The organism is Candidatus Nitrospira bockiana, from assembly GCF_965152565.1.
In genome coordinates this window covers 4,432,221-4,450,283 of sequence record NZ_OZ224215.1, presented here as the reverse complement: position 1 = coordinate 4,450,283, position 18,063 = coordinate 4,432,221, and the positions used below count along the sequence as shown (strand labels likewise).

Here is an 18,063-nt window from a genome sequence, read left to right as displayed (position 1 = left end):
GGCTATAGCGGCCATGGGGGACCCTGCCTACCGCCGCACGGGGTGATCGCGCCTACTCGCTCGGATCGATCACCAAGTGGGAGGAGGGATGCGGTTCGGCTTCCACGACATAGACGACCTTCTCCCGTCGCCCGTCTCGACTCGGCTCCTCGACCTCTTCACGATGGAATGGGCGGCCGAAGAGCGCGGCGAACGGCTGACCCGGCATTCCGGGGTCGGCTCGGCCGGCGAGCCACGCGTGTGGCTCGGGATGACGCGAGAGCACCAGCACGACCGGGGAGGCCTCGACGCCATCGGGCTCGGCGTCCCGTTTCGGGGCCAGGACGTACCGCTGGCCTTGTTCGACGCGCGCCGTCGACACGTCGTCGTGCTCGGGCGGCGACAGCCGTCGCCAGAGATCGTCGGTATCCCGACCCCACAAGGAGACGTAGCCGTCCTGGTTCGCCTCGATCGAGAGGCGGGGGGCGCCGCCCCGGCCGGTGCGCTCGATCGTGTAGCGAAGGCCCAGCGGGATCAACGGCCGGCTCTCGGCGGAGCGCTCGCTGCCGGTGCTCCTCGGGCCGGCTCCCTCGCTCGCGTTCGGCATCCGTCTGCCACGGAACAGGGCCGCGGCGCCGATCTCCTGAGGAGCCCGGCCCCCTCCTCCCCCTGGCCGCTCCCGGGCCTCCGCCTCATCGGTGCCCGGCAAGGAAGCCGAGAGTTGGCGCGCCGACCGGACGATCAACTGATCGTACACGCGGACCTCCCCCTGAAACGCAGCCGGAAATTTCGGGCGAACGATCGGCGCACGGGGTAAGCCGTCCGGCTCGTGCGCCTCACGCGGCATCTGAGCGGAATCGGCCGTCCGTAGGACGGGAGTTGGCTCGGCCGCCGGGGCTGGCGCGGAAACCGCCGTCACCGACCGACGGGTCTGCGCGGGGAGCCGCTCTATCAGCCGGACGATCACGAGCGCGCCGAGCACGGCGAGGGTCAGTCCTCCCACGATCGCCCAGGAGGCCGGCTGCCGGCACCAGGTGAGCCAGCGAGGAGTCGCGACCGCCTGGAGCACCGGAGCGCTCGCAGGCGGTCGTGGCGGCGCCGAGTGGCCCGCGTCCGGGGCCTGACGCGGCGCGAGGAGAGGCGAATCGCCCGCGGCCGGCCGTGGCGGCGGCGCAGCCGGGCGCTTGATGATGACGATCGTCTTCTTGGCCGATCCACCCATCCGCCGGCTCAGCTCAGAATGGTCCACGAACCCGTCCTGCTAGAAGAGCGTCAGGTCGAATCGGCACACCCCGGCTCCCGGTTCATAGTCCGGCCCGCCCGCCGGCTCGATCGGCGCGATGACGCGCTCGCGCGCGGGCCCCGGCACGTCGTTGAGAATATAGTCCGATGACTGGTGGGGATCACCGGAAAAATACAATTGGGTCGTGAGCTCCCGGAAGGCCGGATGCCGCACCTTGAAATGGATATGCGGCGGGCGGGTCCACCGAGGGCCGGCCTGATACGCGCCCGGTTTGATCGTCTTGAAGAGATAGCGGCCGTCCTTGTCGGTTACGCTCTTACCCCAATACTGGAAACCGGGATCGAGCGGCGCCGGATTGTCCCGATCCCGAGGGTGGCGATAGCGCCCATTCTCCGCGGCCTGCCAGATTTCGACGACCGCCCCTTCGATCGGCCTGCAGCGCTCGTCGCGCACCTGTCCCATGACGTAGAGGATCCGGCCTTTCGCGGTTCCCTCGCGGCCCGCCAGGCGGGTCAAGTCGTTGTCCTGATCGAGCTGGCTCTCGATCTGGCTCTTCGGCGGGTAGTAGGGGCCTTCGGTCTGCCGCGGCGTGGGAAGGCAGGGCGCGGCCTCCGCGATGGCGGGCGGGGCCCATGGAGCCGCCGCGAGCCACAGGAGGCTCGCCGCGATCCAGGACCACCCCCGGTCCAAGGCGGCGAGCGCGCGGCGGCGCGGGACTCGTGGGTCATGGCAGCGCATTCCGATCACTCCGGCACGCGGGTCGTGGGCTCGCCGAGCAAGGATCGGAGCCGCTCGCGCGCGGCTGTCCGGATCGGATCGCCGTGGTTCGGGCAGAGGGTCTCGAAGCGAAAGCTCAACAGATGGCGTGCGCTGCCTCGACTCGCCTCCGGGCTGTCCTGGAAGGCGTCGGGTAACAAGGCGAGCCCCGCATCGCCGGGATTGACCAACAGGTCGCCGCAGAAGAGGATGCCGCCGTCCCGTTCGAGGTAGAAGGCGTAGTGCGGCGTGGCCGGTCCGGCGGCCGGAACGGCGATGAGGTTGCCGGGCAGGTGGTCACCTTCGTTGTACCAGGCATCCGGCGGCTCCTCGAAGTCCGTGCCGCCCGACGGCCCATAGACCGGAACCCGGAGCTGGCGGCGATATCGCCACGCGGCCCGCTCGTGCCGCGAGGTCGTGAGGCAAATGGCCTGCACCCGACCCAGGGCGCCGAGGTCGGCGGCGGCCAGCGGCAGCGGATCGATGAGGATGACGTGGCCGGCCTCGACCACGGCATAGCTGTCGCTTTGGAAATTGATGCGATCGTCCTGCATGGTCCAGTGATAGACCCGCGGGGCCACTTCACCCCGGCACGTCGCGGTTCCCTTCGGCTCCGGCATGGCTCCTCCTCGTAGGGATAGAGGGGTAGCGGGATAGAGGGATAGGGGTAAAGGGGGAAGCGGGTAGGATCAGTATTTCCTTACCCCATATCTCTCTACCCCCTATCATGATCACGTCCCCAGCTTCTTCAGTCGCTCGGTGAGCTTGAGATTTTCGGATGCATCGACCGGGCAATCGATGACGACGGGCCGGTCCGCGGCCACGGCGTGGGTGAGGCAGGCACGCAGCTCGGACGCGTCGGTGGCGCGAAGCCCGAGCGCCCCGAAGGCCTCGGCGAGCCGGACGAGGTCGGGATTCCCGAACTCCGCGAAGCCGCTCCGTCCGAACTGTTTCATCTGGTTCCAGCGGATCACGCCGTAGCCGTCGTCCCGCCAGACCAAGGCGATGATCGGGAGCCGCTCCCGCACCGCCGTCTCCAGCTCTTGTACGTTCATCAGGAAGCCACCGTCCCCGCTCACAGTGACGACCCGCCGCCCGGGCAAGGCGAGCGCGGCGGCCATGGCGCCGGGGAGGCCGATCCCCATCGAGGCAAAGCCGTTTGAGATGACGCAGGTGTTGGGATGCTCACAAGGGAACTCCCGGGCCATCCAGAGCTTGTGCGCCCCGACATCGCAGACGACGACGTCGGTCGGCGCGAGCGCCCGGCGAAGCACCCGGATGATGTCCTGCGGCCGGAGTCGTCCGCTCCCGCCTTCTGCCTCCGCCTCCAGACCGGCCATTAGCCGTTCGCGCTGCCGCTTCGCCCATTGACCGTCGAACGCCGAGAGGCGGTCGCCGATCTGCTCCAGCGCGAGCGTGAGGTCCCCCAGCACCCCCACCTCGACGATGTAGTGGCTGTCGACCTCGGCCGGCGCCGCATCGACGTGCACGATGCGCTTGTCCCGTCCGGGATTCCACAAGCACGGCGCGTACTCGACGAAATCGTACCCGACTGCGATCACGGCGTCGGCCTCTTCCAGCGTGAGCGAGGCGTAGTCCCGCCAGCGGAAGCCCAGCGTATAGAGCGACAAGGGATCGGAATCGGGCAGCACCCCTTTCGCCATGAACGTATGGAGCACCGGGATGTGCAGCCGCCGGGCGAACCGGCGCACGGCCTCGTGCGCCCGCCGGCGGACGATCCCGTTTCCGGCGAGGAGGACCGGATGTCGGGCGCGGCTCAGGATGTCGACCGCCCGCGCGACCTGGCTGCGGAGCGGCTCCGGCAGGAACGGCGTCTGAACGCGCAGGGGCGCCTCGCCGTCGCGCGGCTGCGTGGCGCCCGCCGCCACGTCTTCCGGGATTTCGATGTGGGTCGCGCCCGGCTTTTCCGACTGGGCCACCTTGAAGGCTTTGCGGATGGCTTCCGGGATGATGGCCGGGGTGGTCATCTGCGCCTGCCACTTCGTGATCGGGCGAAACAGGCCGAGCGCGTCGATGAACTGATGGGACTCCTTGTGCATGCGATCGAGGCCCGCTTGACCGGTGAGGGCGACGAGCGGGGCATGATCCAGGTTCGCATCGGCCACGCCGGTCAGCAGATTGGTCGCGCCCGGCCCGAGCGTCGACAGGCAGACGCCGGCACGCCCGGTCAGGCGGCCGTAGACATCCGCCATGAACGCGCCGCCCTGCTCATGCCTGACGGTGATGACGCGGATGGTGCTGTCGAGCAGCGCATCGGTGAGATGGAGCGTTTCTTCCCCGGGCACGGCGAACAGGAATTCGACGCCCTCGTTCTCGAGGCAACGGACGATGAGCTCGGCGGCCTTCATACCCCACTATTCGCCCAAACACGGAGAGCGGTCAAGTCGGGCTCGGGCCGATCCGGGCGGACCTCAACGAACCGAGGCGCGGGTGCGCGGCGTGGCGGCGGGCTCGTGGGCGGACGGCTCGGCGAGCAGCACGCGTATCTCGCCGGCCTGCTGATGCAGGTACGAGACGAGCGTGCAGAGGAAGACGGCGACCCCCGCCATCTCCAACCCCTCCTCGAGGACGACCAGCAAGGCATAGGCCACGGTGTCGGCCCCGTGGATCGCGATGGAGCGGGCGGCGACGCTCTCGACCCCAAGCGCGCCGCCCACGTAGAGGCTCGCGGCGGCGACGATGCGCCGCCGTGTCGAGCGGGGCAGGGACCGGAGGAACCGCAGGTAGAGGAGCCCGATGACCGAGACGAAGGCGGCGCCCAGGATCACCCATGCGGAATAGAGAAGGCCGGCCGTGTTGAAGAGCGACCGGAGCGGGCGGATCGTCATTTCGTGGATCTCGGCCGCTTCATCCAGCGAGAGGTAGGCGAACACCGCCGCCAGGCCGTACCAATGACCGGTGAACCGATCGTGCAGGCGGCGCGCATGGGACGCAATCACCAAGAGGAGAACGGCGCACCCCAGCAGGACCGAGGAGGAGTACCACGTGGGGAGGTTCATCTCGCGGTCGAGGCTCACCAGCCGGGTCAGCCCGAAGAGCCAGTTGTGCCCGGTGGAAAATTTGACCGCCTCCACGATCAGATCGAGCGCGAGCAGACAGGCGATGACGCCGGCCAACAGCCGTCCGAGCCCCGCCGCCGTCAGCCTCACCGTTGCGGGCATGGCCCGTACGTTGAAGGAATTAAGAGGAGTCCCGCTATCAGCGCCGTGCGGAGTAGCCTGTCAGTCGAGCGCCGGTGCGGCCCATCGAAAAGCGTCGGCGGAATCGGTATAGTGCGTGAAAGATGGGAAGCCTGATCACCCGCGAAGAAGTCATCGAGCTGGTGCTGAGCCGCGTGCGCGCAAGCGGCGCCGAGTACGGCGATCTCCGGATGCAGGAGTCCCTCACGCAGGTGGTGCGAGGGGAAGACCGCCGGATCGCCGCGGTGGTCGACGGCGAGGACAGCGGGTTCGGCGTGCGGGTCCTCTACCGCGGCGCCTGGGGGTTCGCGGCCAGCTCCGTCCTGACCGCGGGCGAGGTGCGGCGGGTGACCGACCTCGCGGTCGACATCGCCAAACAGTCGGCTCGGCTGACCCATGATCCGGTCCGGCTGTGCCCGGAGCCCGTGCACGTCGACACCGTCTCGACGCCGAGACGCCTCGATCCGTTCGCGGTCCCGCTCGAGGAGAAGACCCGGCTGCTGCTCGAGACGATGGAGATGCTGCACCGGCAGAGCGGGATCGCGCGGAGCAGCGCCGCCCTCTGGGCGCGGCGGGACAAGAAGGTCTTCGCCTCGACGGAGGGATCGGTGATCCAGTTCGACCTGCTCGCGACGCACGGGGAGTTCGAGGCCACCGCGGTGGCGGACGGGCGCTTCGCCAGCCGCAGCTTCAATACGCCCCACCTGCGGACCGGCTACGAGCTGATCGAGGAGGCCGGGTTTCTTCGAGAAGCTCCGCGCGTCGCGGCTCAGGCCGTCGAGAAGGTCCTGGCGCCGGAAGTCGAACCGGGTCGGTACGACCTCGTGCTCGACCCCGAGCACCTGTCGCTCACGATCCACGAATCGTGCGGCCATCCGAGCGAGCTGGACCGTGCGCTGGGGTACGAAGCCAACTACGCGGGGACGAGCTTCCTCACGCCGGACACGCTCGGGTCCTTCCGCTACGGCTCGCCGCACGTCACACTGATCGCGGACAACACCGAGCCCGAGACGTTGGCGGCGACCGGCTACGACGACGACGGGGTCTCGTGCCAGCACTGGGACATCGTCCGCGACGGCGTCTTCGTCGGCTACTGCACCAACCGCGAGGTGGCGCCCAAGATCGGCCAGGAGCGTTCCCGGGGATCCAGCCGAGCCGACGGGTGGGCCTCGATCCCGATGGTCCGGATCGCCAACATCGGGCTCGCGCCCGGCACCGCCCGGCTGAGCGACATGATCGCCGACGTGAAGCGTGGCATCTACATCGAGGGCCATGGCTCGTTCAGCATCGATCAGCGGCGCTACAACTTCCAATTCGGCGGCGACGCCTTCTGGCTGATCGAGCACGGCCGGGTCACGCACATGCTGCGGGACGTGATCTACCACGGGATCACCCCGGAGTTCTGGGGGAGCTGCGACGCCGTGGCCGACCCATCCCACCGGCGGCGGTACGGCTTCATCACGTGCGGGAAGGGACAGCCGACCCAGTCGGGCTGGATGACTCACGCCGCCGCGCACGCCCGCTTTCGCCGGGTCAGCGTGCTGCGCGGCAAGGCTGCGGGCGGAGGCGCGTGACCATGAGCGCACCGTCGCTCCTGTCGCGGGAGCTGTTCGAACGCGTGGCCGCTCGCGTCCTCGAGTCGTCGCCGGGCGAGCATACGCTGGTCGCGGTGAACGACCTCCACAGCGCGACCACGCGCTTCGCGAACAATCAAATCGTGCAGAACCTCGACCAGCACCGGGTGACGCTCACCGTCACCGTGGCGTTCGGGCGGCGTCACGGGACCGCGACCTCGACGGATTTCGGAGACGAAGCGGTCCGGGACATGGTCAAACGCGCCGCCGCGATCGCGCGGGTCGCTCCGGAGGACCCGGAGTACCTCCCCCCGCTCCCCCCGCAGTCGTATCCCGCGCTGCACACGCTGCACGAGGAGACCGCCCGCGCGGGGCCGGAGAGGCGCCGCGTCCTCGCGGGCGAAGCCATCGACTTCTGCCGAGCGGAAGGGTTCACCGCCGCCGGCATCGTCTCCTCCTCGGCGGCCGCGGTCGGCGTGGCGGCCGACAGCGGGCTTCTCGCCTATGAGCCGCGGACGGAGGCCCGGTTCAGCCTCACCGCGCTCGGGCACGAGGGAAGCGGGTGGGCGGCCAACGTCCACCGATCGATCGAGGAGCTCGATGTTCGGGAACACGCCCGGATCGCGGTCGAGAAGGCCGGGCGGGTGAAACCGGCGATCGAATTGCCGCCGGGCCGCTACACCGTCATCCTGGAGCCCGCCGCGGTCGCGGGGCTCATCGGACCCATGATCTGGATGATGGACGCGAAATCCTATGACAAGCGGACGAGCCCGTTCATGGACCTGCACGGCCGGCCGGTCGTCGACGCGCGGTTGACGCTGCGGCAAGCGCCCGACCATCCGGCGTTGCTGGGCGGCGGATTCAACGGCGAAGGCCTGGCGGCCGCGCCGTTCGCGCTGATCCAGGCCGGGACGCTCCGGCAGTTGCGGTACGATCGCTTCACCGCGCACGAGCACGGGGTGCCCCCCACTCCCGCCGTCGACGCTCCGCTGTTGGAGGGAGCGCCGGCCGAGGCGGTCAGCCTGGGCGAGCTGATCCGAAGCACGGACCGGGGGGTCCTGGTGACGAACTTCTGGTACATCCGGAGCGTGAACCCCCTGGATTTGACCCTCACCGGCATGACGCGGGACGGGACGTTCCTGATCGAAGGCGGGATGGTGACCGCGCCGCTCGTGAACTTCCGCTGGCACGACAGCCCGCTCCGGGTGTTGAACCTGCTGGGCGGCTTCACCGAGCCGATGGGGGCGGTCTCCAACGAGCAGTGGAAGATGATGCTGCCCGCCCTCAGGCTCCTCGATTTCAACTTTTCGAGCGTCACGCGGTTTTGACCGAGCCGGATGTCTCCGCCGGACGACCGCCGGCGCTCCGGTGAGCGGGCCGACGAAGGCGTCCGCCAGAGAGCCCGGGAGAGAAGGATGGGAGGCGCCGACCGCCTGGAACGGTTCTTCCGCCACGATCTGTGGACCCTCGACGTCCGCGCCCTGCACGGCCCGCAGCGTCTCATCGTGCAGGCCCTTCGCCTCGCCTATGCGGTCGCGATCGAGTTCCGCGCGCGGCTCCTGGACGCGCGGGCGGCCGGTCTCGTGTACACCACGCTCCTGTCCCTGGTCCCCTTGCTGGCCGTGATGTTCTCCGTCCTGAAAGCGTTCGGCGTCCATCATCAGATCGAACCGGTCCTCGCGCAGCTCTTGGCGCCCCTCGGGCCGAAGGGGCAGGAGATCACCGCGAACATCATCCGCTTCGTCGACAACCTCCGTGTCGGCGTGCTCGGCATCGTAGGGATCGCCGGGCTCTTCTATACGACCTATTCGCTCATCGACAAGATCGAAGGCGCCTTCAACGCGATCTGGCGGGTCCGGCAAGCCCGCTCGTGGACCCGGAAGTTCACCGATTATCTCAGCGTCGTCCTGGTCGGACCGGTCCTCGTGCTCACGGCCTTCGGCCTGCTCGCTTCCGTGCAGAGCCATACGCTGGTGCAACGGGTCCTCGACGTGCAGCCGTTCGGCTACGTGGCGGTCTGGGCCGCTCAGTACCTGCCCTTTGCCATCCTGTGCGGGGTCTTCACCTTTCTGTACGCGTTCATGCCGAATACCCGCGTCCGCCTGCTCTCGGCCTTCGTGGGCGCGCTGGTCGCGGCCCTGCTCTGGGGCGCGGCCGGCGAGGTGTTTGCAGCCTTCGTCGTCGGCTCGGCGAGATACAGTGCCATCTACTCGGGCTTCGCGATCCTGATCCTGTTCCTCTTGTGGCTCTACATCGGCTGGCTCATCATCCTCGTCGGGGCGCAGGTCTCGTTCTTTCACCAGCATCCGCTGGCCTACCAGACGCACGTCTTGTGGAAGCAAGGGACGCATGCGTTCACGGAACGGGCGGCGCTGACCGTGCTGCTCACGATCACGCGCCGGTACCTGAACGCCGAGCCGCCGTATCGCAGCCGCGAGCTGGCCTCGGACGCCAACCTGCCGGTCTCGGTCGTCGAGGAGCAGGTCGACGACCTGGTCGAACAGGGCCTGCTCGGCCGGCTGGCGGAGCCCGACGGGATCGGGCTGGTGAAGCCGCCGGAATCGATCCTGCTCGCCGACGTCCTGGAGGGGTTACGGGAGAAGCGCCCGACGGAGCGCCGGGAACGCGAGCCCGAGGATCCCGTCGACCGGGTGTTGAGACGCCGTGATTCGGGAGCCGCGCGCGCCTTGGGCGGCCTCACGCTCAGGGCGTGGGCCCTCGAAAGAGGCGCCGAGGAGGCGCAAGACCAGCCCCACGCGATCCTCCACGAACCGCTGCACCGATGAGGCCGCACACGGTGGTCGCCGGGGGCCGGCGCGCGCTCGGCGACGGATCGGTCGAGCTCAGTCCGGGCACCGATCGGGCACGTCGGAGATCACCGCATCGGCTCCCAACTCCATGACCGTCCGCATCCGCACGGGCTCGTTGACGGTATAGACGAAGACGGTGATGCCGGCGGCGTGGAGCGCGCGCGCCCGCGCGGCGGTCAGGCGATCATGGCGCAGGCCGACGTGGGCGGCGCCGAGCCCCGCGAGCGCCGCCGGATCGATGCGGCCGCGGCTGATGAGCGGCATGATCCCGGCCCCGGGCGCGAGCCCCTTCACGCGCACCAGGTCCGGATGGTGGAATGACGCGTACAGCAGCGGGCCGCTGAAGCGGCTGGCCGCGACCGCGTTCACCACGTCCGCCGCGATCCCCTTCGCCTTCAATTCCAGCATCAGGCCGACCCGGCCGTTGCACCGGTCCAGCACCTCGGCGAGCACGGGCACGTGCTGCCCGTCCTTGGTGCGGACGCCCTTGATGTGCTCCCACGTCGTCGCGGCGACCGCGCCCCGGCCGGTCGTCGTACGGTCGAGGGTCGGGTCGTGCATGACGACGAGCGCGCCGTCCCGCGTGCGGCGAATGTCCACCTCGACGTAGTCCACGCCGAGCTCGATGGCTTTCTCGATCGACCCGAGTGTGTTCTCGAGCACATGCCCGGCGGCGCCGCGATGTCCCACCCGCATCATCGTCGCTCGCTCCTCCTGCATCCGCCCTGACCGACAACGCCTCGCCTGGCCTTCGGACATCCAAACCGCGCGGAGGCCGGAATAATGGCAGTGAGCGCCCGATGTCCGGCCTTTGGTACAAGAACGCCGTGTTCTACGCGGTGGACGTCGCCACGTTCCAGGATACCAACGGGGACGGCGTCGGCGACTTTCCGGGCTTGCTGAGCCGGTTGGACTATCTCGCCGACCTGGGCGTGAACGCCGTGTGGCTGTTGCCCTTCTATCCGTCGCCCGTGCGGGACAACGGCTACGACGTCACCGACTATTACCGCGTGCATCCCCGCTGCGGCACGCTCGACGACGTCATCGAAGTCGTCCATGCCGCCGGGGAGCGGGGGATCCGGATCATTCTCGACCTGGTGGCGGACCACACGTCGAACGAGCATCCCTGGTTCCAGGCGGCCAGACGCGACCGGGGGTCTCGGTTCCGGCGCTACTACGTCTGGAGCGATGCCCCGCCGCCCGTCCCTCCCGAGCGGGGGCCGATTTTTTCAGGCAGCGAGTCGAGCGTGTGGACGTACGACGATCTCGCCGCCGCATACTACTATCATCGGTTCTACCATTTCGAACCCGACCTGGACCCCGGCAACCCCGAGGTGCGGGACGAGATCAAGCGGGTCATGGACTTCTGGCTCTCGTTCGGCGTGTCGGGCTTTCGTCTCGACGCCGCCTCGCACATGATCGAGCCGAAGGGCGAGGAGCCGCGCCCCGATCAGCCGCACACCATCCTGAAGGACCTGCGGAGCGCGCTGTCGCAGCGACGGCCCGACGCCGTGTTCCTCGGCGAGAGCGATGTGCCCGCCGAGCAATTACGGGCCTTTTTCGGCGAGGGAGACGAGCTGCAGCTCCTGTACAATTTCTTGCTCGCGAACCACCTGTTCCTGGCGTTTGCACGACGGCGCGCCGAGCCGCTCGCCCGGGTGCTTCGCCTGCTCCCCCCGCTGCCGGAAGCGGGACAGTGGGTCAACTTTCTCCGCAATCTCGACGAGCTCGACCTCGAGCGCCTCACGGACGCGGAACGGGAGGAGGTCTACCGGGCGTTCGCGCCGGAGCCGACCATGCGCATCTTCGGCCGCGGCGTCCGGCGCCGGCTCGCCTCCATGCTCGGCGACCGCCGCCGGGTGGAGGGGGCCTTCAGCCTGCTGTTCAGCCTGCCCGGTACCCCGTTGCTGATCTACGGGGATGAGATCGGCATGGGCGAGGACCTCTCGCTCGAGGGCCGGAACGCGGTGCGCACCCCGATGCAGTGGTCCGCCGAGCGCCACGCGGGCTTTACGAGGGCCGCCACGCCTCGTCTGGTCCGGCCGGTGATCGAGGACGGCCCCTTCGGCTACCGCCGGGTCAACGTCGTCGATCAGGACAAGGACCCGGCGTCGTTGCTCAACCAGGTGAAGCGGCTGATCCGGATCCGTCACGAGTGTCCCGAATGGGCGTGGGGCGACCCGGAGATCGTGACGACCGATGAGCCGGCCGTGTTCGCCCACCGGGTGCGGTGGCAGCGCGGTGAGCTGCTGGCCGTGCACAATCTGAGCGACCAGGTGATTCGCGTCACCCTCGACCTCGGGGGACCCCTGCGCCGGCCGGTGCCCCTCCTCGTCGGCGGCACGGAGGCAGTGGGCGATCCGGCACGCCCAATCGAGCTCGAAGGCTATGGCTACCGCTGGTACCGGCTCGACACGGGGCGGGCGTAGGAGGCCGCTGGTCGAAGAGCCGCTCCGGTGGTGGCAGCGCGGCGTCGTCTACCAGATCTACCCGCGTTCCTTCGTGGACAGCAACGGGGACGGGATCGGCGATCTTCCCGGCATTCGCGGGAAGCTCGACTACCTGGAATGGCTGGGCGTCGACGCCGTCTGGCTCTCGCCGATCTACCCCTCGCCCATGGTCGATTTCGGCTACGACATCTCGGACTACACCGGCGTCCATCCCATCTTCGGCACACTCGAGGACTTCGACGGCCTGCTGGCCGACGCGCACCGGCGCGGGATCAAGGTCATCCTCGATTTCGTCCCCAACCACACCTCCGATCAGCATCCTTGGTTCCTCGAATCCCGGGCCTCGCGCGACAACCCCAAGCGCGACTGGTACATCTGGCGCGATCCCGCGCCGGACGGCGGGCCGCCGAACAACTGGTTGAGCACGTTCGGCGGGAGCGCCTGGACGTGGGACGCCAAGACGGGGCAGTACTACTACCATGCCTACCTGGAAGCCCAACCCGACTTGAACTGGCGCCACCCCGAGGTCCAGGCGGCGATGCATGACGTGATGCGCTTCTGGCTGGCGCGCGGCGTCGACGGCTTTCGGGTCGACGTGATCTGGCATTTGATCAAGGACGATCAGTTTCGCTGTAACCCGCCCAACCCCGAATACCGACCCGGCCAGTGGCCGTACCATCAACTGCTGGCCACCTATACAACCGATCGCCCGGAGGTCCACGACATCATCGCCGGGATGCGCCGCGTGCTCGACGAGTACGAGGATCGGATGATGGTGGGCGAGATCTACCTCCCCGTGGAGCGGCTCGTGACTTACTATGGGAGCGGGGGCGCCGGCGTCCATTTGCCGTTCAACTTTCAGTTGATCGAGATCGCGTGGCATGCGCCGACGGTGGCCGCCACGATCGACGCGTACGAGGCCGCGCTCCCGGTCCATGGCTGGCCCAACTGGGTCCTGAGCAACCATGACAAGCCCAGGATCACGAGCCGCATCGGCCCGGGACAAGCGCGGGTCGCCGCGATGTTGCTCCTCACGCTGCGCGGCACCCCGACGCTCTATTACGGCGACGAGATCGGTATGCGGAACGGTCCGATTCCCCCGGACCAGGTGCAGGATCCCTGGGAGCGCAACGTGCCGGGCTTCGGCGTCGGACGCGACCCGGTGCGCACGCCGATGCAATGGGACGCCTCGCCTCACGCCGGGTTCACGACGGGCGTGCCGTGGCTGCCGATCGCTCCGGATTGGCGGGCCGTCAATGTCGCGTCGGCCCGGGAGGACCCGCGCTCGCTCCTCACGCTCTACCGCCGCCTGATCCAGATCCGTCGTACGCAGCAGGTGCTGGTGGCGGGGAGCTATCGTCGCCTCGAGGTCACCGAGCAGGTGCTCGTCTATGTCCGGGAGCACGAGGGGACGCGCGTCTTGGCCGCGTTGAACTTCAGCGCGCAACCGCAGACGATCGCCTTTGAGGCCCGGGGGTCCGTGCTCCTTTCGACCCATCTCGATCGGGAAGGCGAGGGGATCGACGAATGGATCGACCTCAGGCCCGACGAAGGGCTCTTGATCCGGCTCGACACCCCTTCCGGAGGCGCACCATGATGGACCGTTTGCTCATCACGACGACGGGGCGTACCCAGGCGGTCGACCTCACCGAACAGGTCGGAGCGGTCATCACCAGGCACGCGGTACGGGAGGGTGTCTGTCTCCTCTTCGTCACGCACACGACCGCAGCCTTGACCACGGGGGAAGTCGGAGAAGGCACGGAAGAGGACCTGCTGGACGTCGTCGAAGCGATGATCCCGAAGCTCCAGTTCCGCCATGCCCACGATCCCTCGCATGCCTGGTCGCACATGGCTTCCTCGATCCTGGGCCCCTCCCTGGCGGTTCCCATCAGCGAGGGGCGTCTGGTCCTCGGTACCTGGCAGTCGATCCTGCTGATCGAGCTCGACGGCCCTCGCAGGCGCGAGGTCCGGGTGACGCTACTGCCGGGGGCATGACCCCGCAGTCTCAGGGTCGTCTCAGGTGCGCCGAGCGACCGCCGGCGAGGCGGCTCGCCGGCGGCTCGTCCTCTGTTTGGAATGACGCCCCGGTAGTCGGAGCTCAGCGCCTATTCATTGACTTTTCAACTCAGCACCCAGCACTGAGCACTCAGCACTTCTTTGGGGCCTCACTCGGCTGCGTCGTTCGAGCTCGACACGGCGGGCACCGGTTCGGCGGAGCCCGCGGGGCTCTCCTGGATCTGGTCTTTCGCCGACCCTTCCGCCTCCGTTTCCGCCGGAGGTTCGGCTGGTGGGCCGGTCTCGAGCTTGACGAACTCGAGATGCACGCGGCGGCTCAGTCGCCGGCAGGTCGCCGTCTCGTCGGCGCAGACGGCGGCCTCCTGTCCCAGGCTCACGACCTTCATCGACTGGGCCGGCATGCCGAGCTCGATCAGGAGCTGTTTCACCGCTTCCCCGCGCTTCAGCGCCAGGGTCTTGTTGTAGGTCGCCGGACCATGGTGGTCCGCATAGCCCTGGATCAGCACCCCCCAGTGGCCGGCGCCGGTCATCTTGGCCACGTGGGCCTGCAGGGCCGCGACGGCCTCGGCCCGCACGCGGGTCTTGCCGAAGTCGAAATAGACATCGGCATGGACGGTGTCCAGCGGGGCGGCCGATGCGCGTGCGGACGCCGAGAGCGGCCCGGCTGCCGGCGTCGCCGCTGCGGCGGGGATCGGCTGCTCGACCGGATGGGTGCCGGGGACCGCCGGGGCGATCGGCGGCGCGGGGGACGACTCGATGTGCTGCTGCAGATAGAAGCCGTACGCGAAGAGGCCCGCCATCACGGCAAAGATTGCCACGGCGATCAACGCCGCTTTGGTGCTCAATTCTCCGTCATGGGCCGCCGTGGGGGGCGGTGCAGGAGTGGTGGTCGTGGGTCGTGCGCCCGTAGGCGCGGCGGCAACAGCCTGGTCAATTGGCTTCGACATGGTTCCTCCTCGTGCGTGCTGATGGTGATGGGTGAATGGTCCGAATCCGCCGCCCGGCTTCCCGCCTCGTCACCTCCTTTCATTCCGGGAACGGGCGGCGTGCGGAGGTCATAGAGCAAGTCAATCGCCAGCCGACGGCGTGGGCGCCGGAGGCGAGGACCGCCACGAAACCACGACGTTGCGTTGTTCCGTCGATTCACGGGGCGTGCGGGGCGGCGCAGAGCCCCGCATGGATGCGGGGAGCGAGGAGGGAAGAATCGGCCGGAGCGGGGGGCTCCCACCCGCCGAGGGCTCCGGCTAGCTGGTCCGATCGAGATGTTGTCGGATCAGCGTCTCGACCGACTCGAAGTGGCGATCGGGGAGGTTCTTGAAGCGCTTGCGGCAGACCGCGACGGCGTCTTGCGCCGTCCCGAAGCCCTGGATGGTCTTGAGCAGATGATCGCGATATTCCTTGAGCTTGAGCTCGACCGTGCGGGTCAAGGCCGGATCGCCGGCGAGCACGTCGGCCGCCCGGCGCACGTCGCCCCCGGCCTCGACGATCGCGCGGAAGCCGAGGCCCTTCAGCCGCTGGGTCACGGTGCTGCGATCGCATCGGAGCGCACGTGCCGTCGCCTGCATATCGAACCGATACTGGCGGAGGCAGGCGAGGACTGCGTCGTCGCTCCCGGCGTCGGGCGACGGCGGGGCCGGGCCGGCGCCCGCTCCCTCCGGAACACCCAATCGGAGGTCGGCCTTCGTAATGATCCGGCCCTCGGTCAGCGTGACCGCCTGTTCGAGGCACTGCCGTAGCTCACGGACGTTCCCTCTCCAGGGGCGGGCTTGGAGCGCGGCCAGGGCCTCGTTCGAGAGGGCGACCTCAGGTCGGCCCAGCGCGTCGGCGGCCCGGCGGAGCAGGCGCTCGGCGAGGAGCGGGAGGTCGGCCGGACGCTCCCGGAGCGGCGGGAGCCGCAGCACGACGCCCGTGAGGCGAAAGTACACGTCTTCCCGGAACCACCCCTCGGCGACGCCGCGCGCCAAATCCTTGTTCGTGGCGGCGACGATCCTCACGTCGACGGCCGTCGGCTTCGTGTCGCCCACGCGGTAGAACGACCGTTCCTGCAGCACCCGCAGGAGCTTGCCCTGATGCGCGAGCGGTAGGTCCCCGATCTCGTCCAAGAAGATCGTCCCCCGATCGGCCTGCTCGAAATATCCCTTGCGGTCGCCGGCGGCTCCCGTGAAGCTGCCCTTGCGATGCCCGAACAGCTCGCTCTCGACCAGCTCGGGCGGGAGCGCCGCCATGTTGACGGCCACGAAGGGGCCGGCGGCCCGCGGGCTGAGCTGATGCGCGGCGCGCGCGAACAGTTCTTTCCCGGTGCCCGGCTCCCCGAGAATCAGGATCGGGAGCGCCGAGCGGGCGCCCTTCTTCAAGTCGCGGAAGAGGCCGAGCACGTGTGGGTCGCGCGTCAGGATGCCGAGCCGCTCGCATTCCTGGCGCAGCCGTTCCAGCTCCGCGTCGCCCAGCGCCCCGGCCTCGGTCGTGGCCGCACGCAATCCCGCCAACTCCTGCTCGAGCGTCGCGAGCACCGCACGGGTCCGGGCCTCTTGCGCCTTGGCGTCGAGCAGCTCGCGCGTCAAGCGCTCGGTCGTGTGGAGCAGCTCCTGCGCCCGGCCGGACGATCGCGACACGGCGGCCTTCGCCCCGTCCAAGTCTTCCTCGAGCGCTTCGACGCGCGATTCCCGCCGCACCAGCTCGTCGCGGACGTCCACCAGCTCCCGTTCGATCCGCCGCATCTCGGCTTGAAGCGCGGCGACCGCCCGCGACGCCGTCGCATGCGCGCGGAAGGCGGCGCCGCCGGACGCGAGCAGGAGCGCCGACAGCGGCATCATGACGGGGAGGACCAGTCCTTGGGCGTGCAGCGCGAAGACGGTGAGCGTGAGATGAGCGCCCACCAGGAGGCCGACGATCCCAAGGCCCATGACGCCGCCGACACGGAGCACGCTCCAGGCTCCAAGGACCGCAAGGCCGAGGGTCAGGACGACCGTGAACCCGCCCGGCATCGACGTGGGCCAGGTGCCCGTGAGGATCGTGTTGAGGGCGGCGATCTGCCGCAGGATGTCGTGGTCCTGCGCCGCGGGCAGGCCGCCGCTCGCGGTCTCATGGCTGACGATCACGACCAGTTTTCCCGCCACCCACTCCCGAAGCGTCTCGGTGTCTCCCCGGTCGATGGCGCCCCAGACCTCAAAGAGCGTACGGGAAGGGAAGGCGTCCGTTCCTCGGCCGGCCTCGCGGATCAACATCCGGGCCCGTCCATCGGTGGGGATCGTGATGGTCCGTCGCCCGCCGGCCGGCGGCTCGATGTCCCGTAAGATCACGGCTCCCGACCGCAGGACGACCTGCGAGGGCTCGATCTGGAGGAACGCGGCGGCCAACGCCATCGCGAAGGCGGGAACGGCGCGGTCCCCCATCCGGACGTACAGGGGAAGCGCGCGCACCGTCCCGTCCGGATCGGCGGAAGCGAGGGCATGGCCGAGGCTCAGCGGATGGTGCGCCAACGCCGGCAGGGGCGCGGCGGTGAGCTCGACCGGCAGCAGGGCCGCGAGCCGAGCGGCTGGAAGGACCGGCCAGGCCGGATGGAGAAAGGAGGCCGACGGATCCCGGCCGGCGGCGGCCTCGGGCGCCGGGGCGACGGCGAGGGGGTACACCACCTGACCGGCGCTCCGTGTCGCTTCGATGAGGATCGCGTCGCCGGCCGCGCCGCCGCGCCCGGGGGCCCGCGAGGCGTCCAACCGGAGGTCGGCGCCCACCACCGCGGCCCCCGCCCGTTTCAAGCCCATGATGACGCGGGCAAACACGGCATGGTCGATCGGACCCCCGCCGAAGCGAGCATCCGTCTCGGCGTCGCGGGTGATCAGGATCAGCGAAGGGTCCGGCGTCGCAGGGCTGAGACGGAGCCAGGCGTCATAGGGACCGCGGTCGAGCGTCGTGAAGAGCCCCGGGGCCAGGTGGGCGAGCCCGAGCGCCGCGACCGCTGCGAGGAGGGCCAGGACGGCCGCGGTGCCGAGCGCCGTGCCGACGAAGCGGTGAGCGGATCGCAGCAAGGGTTTCAAC

The 18,063-nt window shown here is 69.2% G+C and carries 14 protein-coding genes; 6 read left to right on the top strand and 8 right to left on the bottom strand.

The window, feature by feature from the left end:
- Positions 1–52: 52 nt before the first annotated feature.
- The 5 genes from ACWHYV_RS21800 to ACWHYV_RS21780 all read right to left on the bottom strand — a co-directional run bounded on the left by ACWHYV_RS21800 (position 53) and on the right by ACWHYV_RS21780 (position 5,160).
- Positions 53–1,228, bottom strand: a complete 1,176-nt coding sequence (locus ACWHYV_RS21800) for a hypothetical protein (protein WP_447978598.1) — start codon at positions 1,226–1,228, stop codon at positions 53–55.
- A 12-nt stretch (positions 1,229–1,240) separates the two neighbouring features.
- A complete protein-coding gene (locus tag ACWHYV_RS21795; protein ID WP_447978597.1) occupies positions 1,241–1,960 on the bottom strand; it encodes a dioxygenase family protein in 720 nt (239 codons plus the stop codon).
- Between the two features lie 5 nt (positions 1,961–1,965).
- A complete protein-coding gene (locus ACWHYV_RS21790) occupies positions 1,966–2,598 on the bottom strand; it encodes an MBL fold metallo-hydrolase (protein WP_447978596.1) in 633 nt (210 codons plus the stop codon).
- A gap of 111 nt (positions 2,599–2,709) precedes the next feature.
- Positions 2,710–4,347 carry an acetolactate synthase large subunit gene (locus tag ACWHYV_RS21785; RefSeq protein WP_447978595.1) on the bottom strand — a complete coding sequence of 546 codons (1,638 nt, stop codon included), beginning with the start codon at positions 4,345–4,347 and terminating at the stop codon, positions 2,710–2,712.
- A 63-nt stretch (positions 4,348–4,410) separates the two neighbouring features.
- Entirely contained in the window at positions 4,411–5,160 is a 750-nt protein-coding gene (locus ACWHYV_RS21780) for a hypothetical protein (protein ID WP_447978594.1), read from the bottom strand.
- A 122-nt stretch (positions 5,161–5,282) separates the two neighbouring features.
- Here ACWHYV_RS21780 and ACWHYV_RS21775 point away from each other — a divergent pair, with 122 nt between their 5' ends.
- The 3 genes from ACWHYV_RS21775 (at position 5,283) to ACWHYV_RS21765 (ending at position 9,538) form a co-directional block, all read left to right on the top strand.
- A complete protein-coding gene (locus tag ACWHYV_RS21775) occupies positions 5,283–6,752 on the top strand; it encodes a TldD/PmbA family protein (RefSeq protein ID WP_447978593.1) in 1,470 nt (489 codons plus the stop codon).
- Between the two features lie 2 nt (positions 6,753–6,754).
- Positions 6,755–8,080 carry a TldD/PmbA family protein gene (locus tag ACWHYV_RS21770; RefSeq protein ID WP_447978592.1) on the top strand — a complete coding sequence of 442 codons (1,326 nt, stop codon included), beginning with the start codon at positions 6,755–6,757 and terminating at the stop codon, positions 8,078–8,080.
- An 87-nt stretch (positions 8,081–8,167) separates the two neighbouring features.
- Positions 8,168–9,538, top strand: a complete 1,371-nt coding sequence (locus ACWHYV_RS21765) for a YhjD/YihY/BrkB family envelope integrity protein (protein ID WP_447978591.1) — start codon at positions 8,168–8,170, stop codon at positions 9,536–9,538.
- 57 nt (positions 9,539–9,595) lie between these two features.
- Here ACWHYV_RS21765 and ACWHYV_RS21760 read toward each other — a convergent pair whose 3' ends face one another.
- Positions 9,596–10,261 carry a glycerophosphodiester phosphodiesterase gene (locus ACWHYV_RS21760; RefSeq protein ID WP_447978590.1) on the bottom strand — a complete coding sequence of 222 codons (666 nt, stop codon included), beginning with the start codon at positions 10,259–10,261 and terminating at the stop codon, positions 9,596–9,598.
- Between the two features lie 101 nt (positions 10,262–10,362).
- Here ACWHYV_RS21760 and ACWHYV_RS21755 point away from each other — a divergent pair, with 101 nt between their 5' ends.
- Genes ACWHYV_RS21755 through ACWHYV_RS21745 form a run of 3 tightly spaced genes read left to right on the top strand, consistent with a single transcriptional unit; the run spans position 10,363 to position 14,007 of the window.
- On the top strand, positions 10,363–11,991 hold the full coding sequence (locus tag ACWHYV_RS21755) for an alpha-amylase family protein (protein ID WP_447978589.1): 1,629 nt from the start codon (positions 10,363–10,365) through the stop codon (positions 11,989–11,991).
- Positions 11,951–13,609: an alpha-amylase family glycosyl hydrolase gene (locus ACWHYV_RS21750; protein WP_447978588.1), complete on the top strand. Its 1,659-nt coding sequence runs from the start codon at positions 11,951–11,953 to the stop codon at positions 13,607–13,609. The genes ACWHYV_RS21755 and ACWHYV_RS21750 overlap by 41 nt, the downstream gene beginning before the upstream one ends.
- Positions 13,606–14,007, top strand: a complete 402-nt coding sequence (locus ACWHYV_RS21745) for a secondary thiamine-phosphate synthase enzyme YjbQ (protein ID WP_447978587.1) — start codon at positions 13,606–13,608, stop codon at positions 14,005–14,007. Before ACWHYV_RS21750 ends, ACWHYV_RS21745 begins: the two co-directional genes overlap by 4 nt.
- 170 nt (positions 14,008–14,177) lie before the next feature.
- Here the strand turns inward: ACWHYV_RS21745 and ACWHYV_RS21740 are convergent, their stop codons facing one another.
- Positions 14,178–14,975, bottom strand: a complete 798-nt coding sequence (locus ACWHYV_RS21740; RefSeq protein ID WP_447978586.1) for an OmpA family protein — start codon at positions 14,973–14,975, stop codon at positions 14,178–14,180.
- Positions 14,976–15,272: 297 nt separating this feature from the next.
- Positions 15,273–18,053: a sigma 54-interacting transcriptional regulator gene (locus ACWHYV_RS21735; protein WP_447978585.1), complete on the bottom strand. Its 2,781-nt coding sequence runs from the start codon at positions 18,051–18,053 to the stop codon at positions 15,273–15,275.
- Positions 18,054–18,063: the final 10 nt, after the last annotated feature.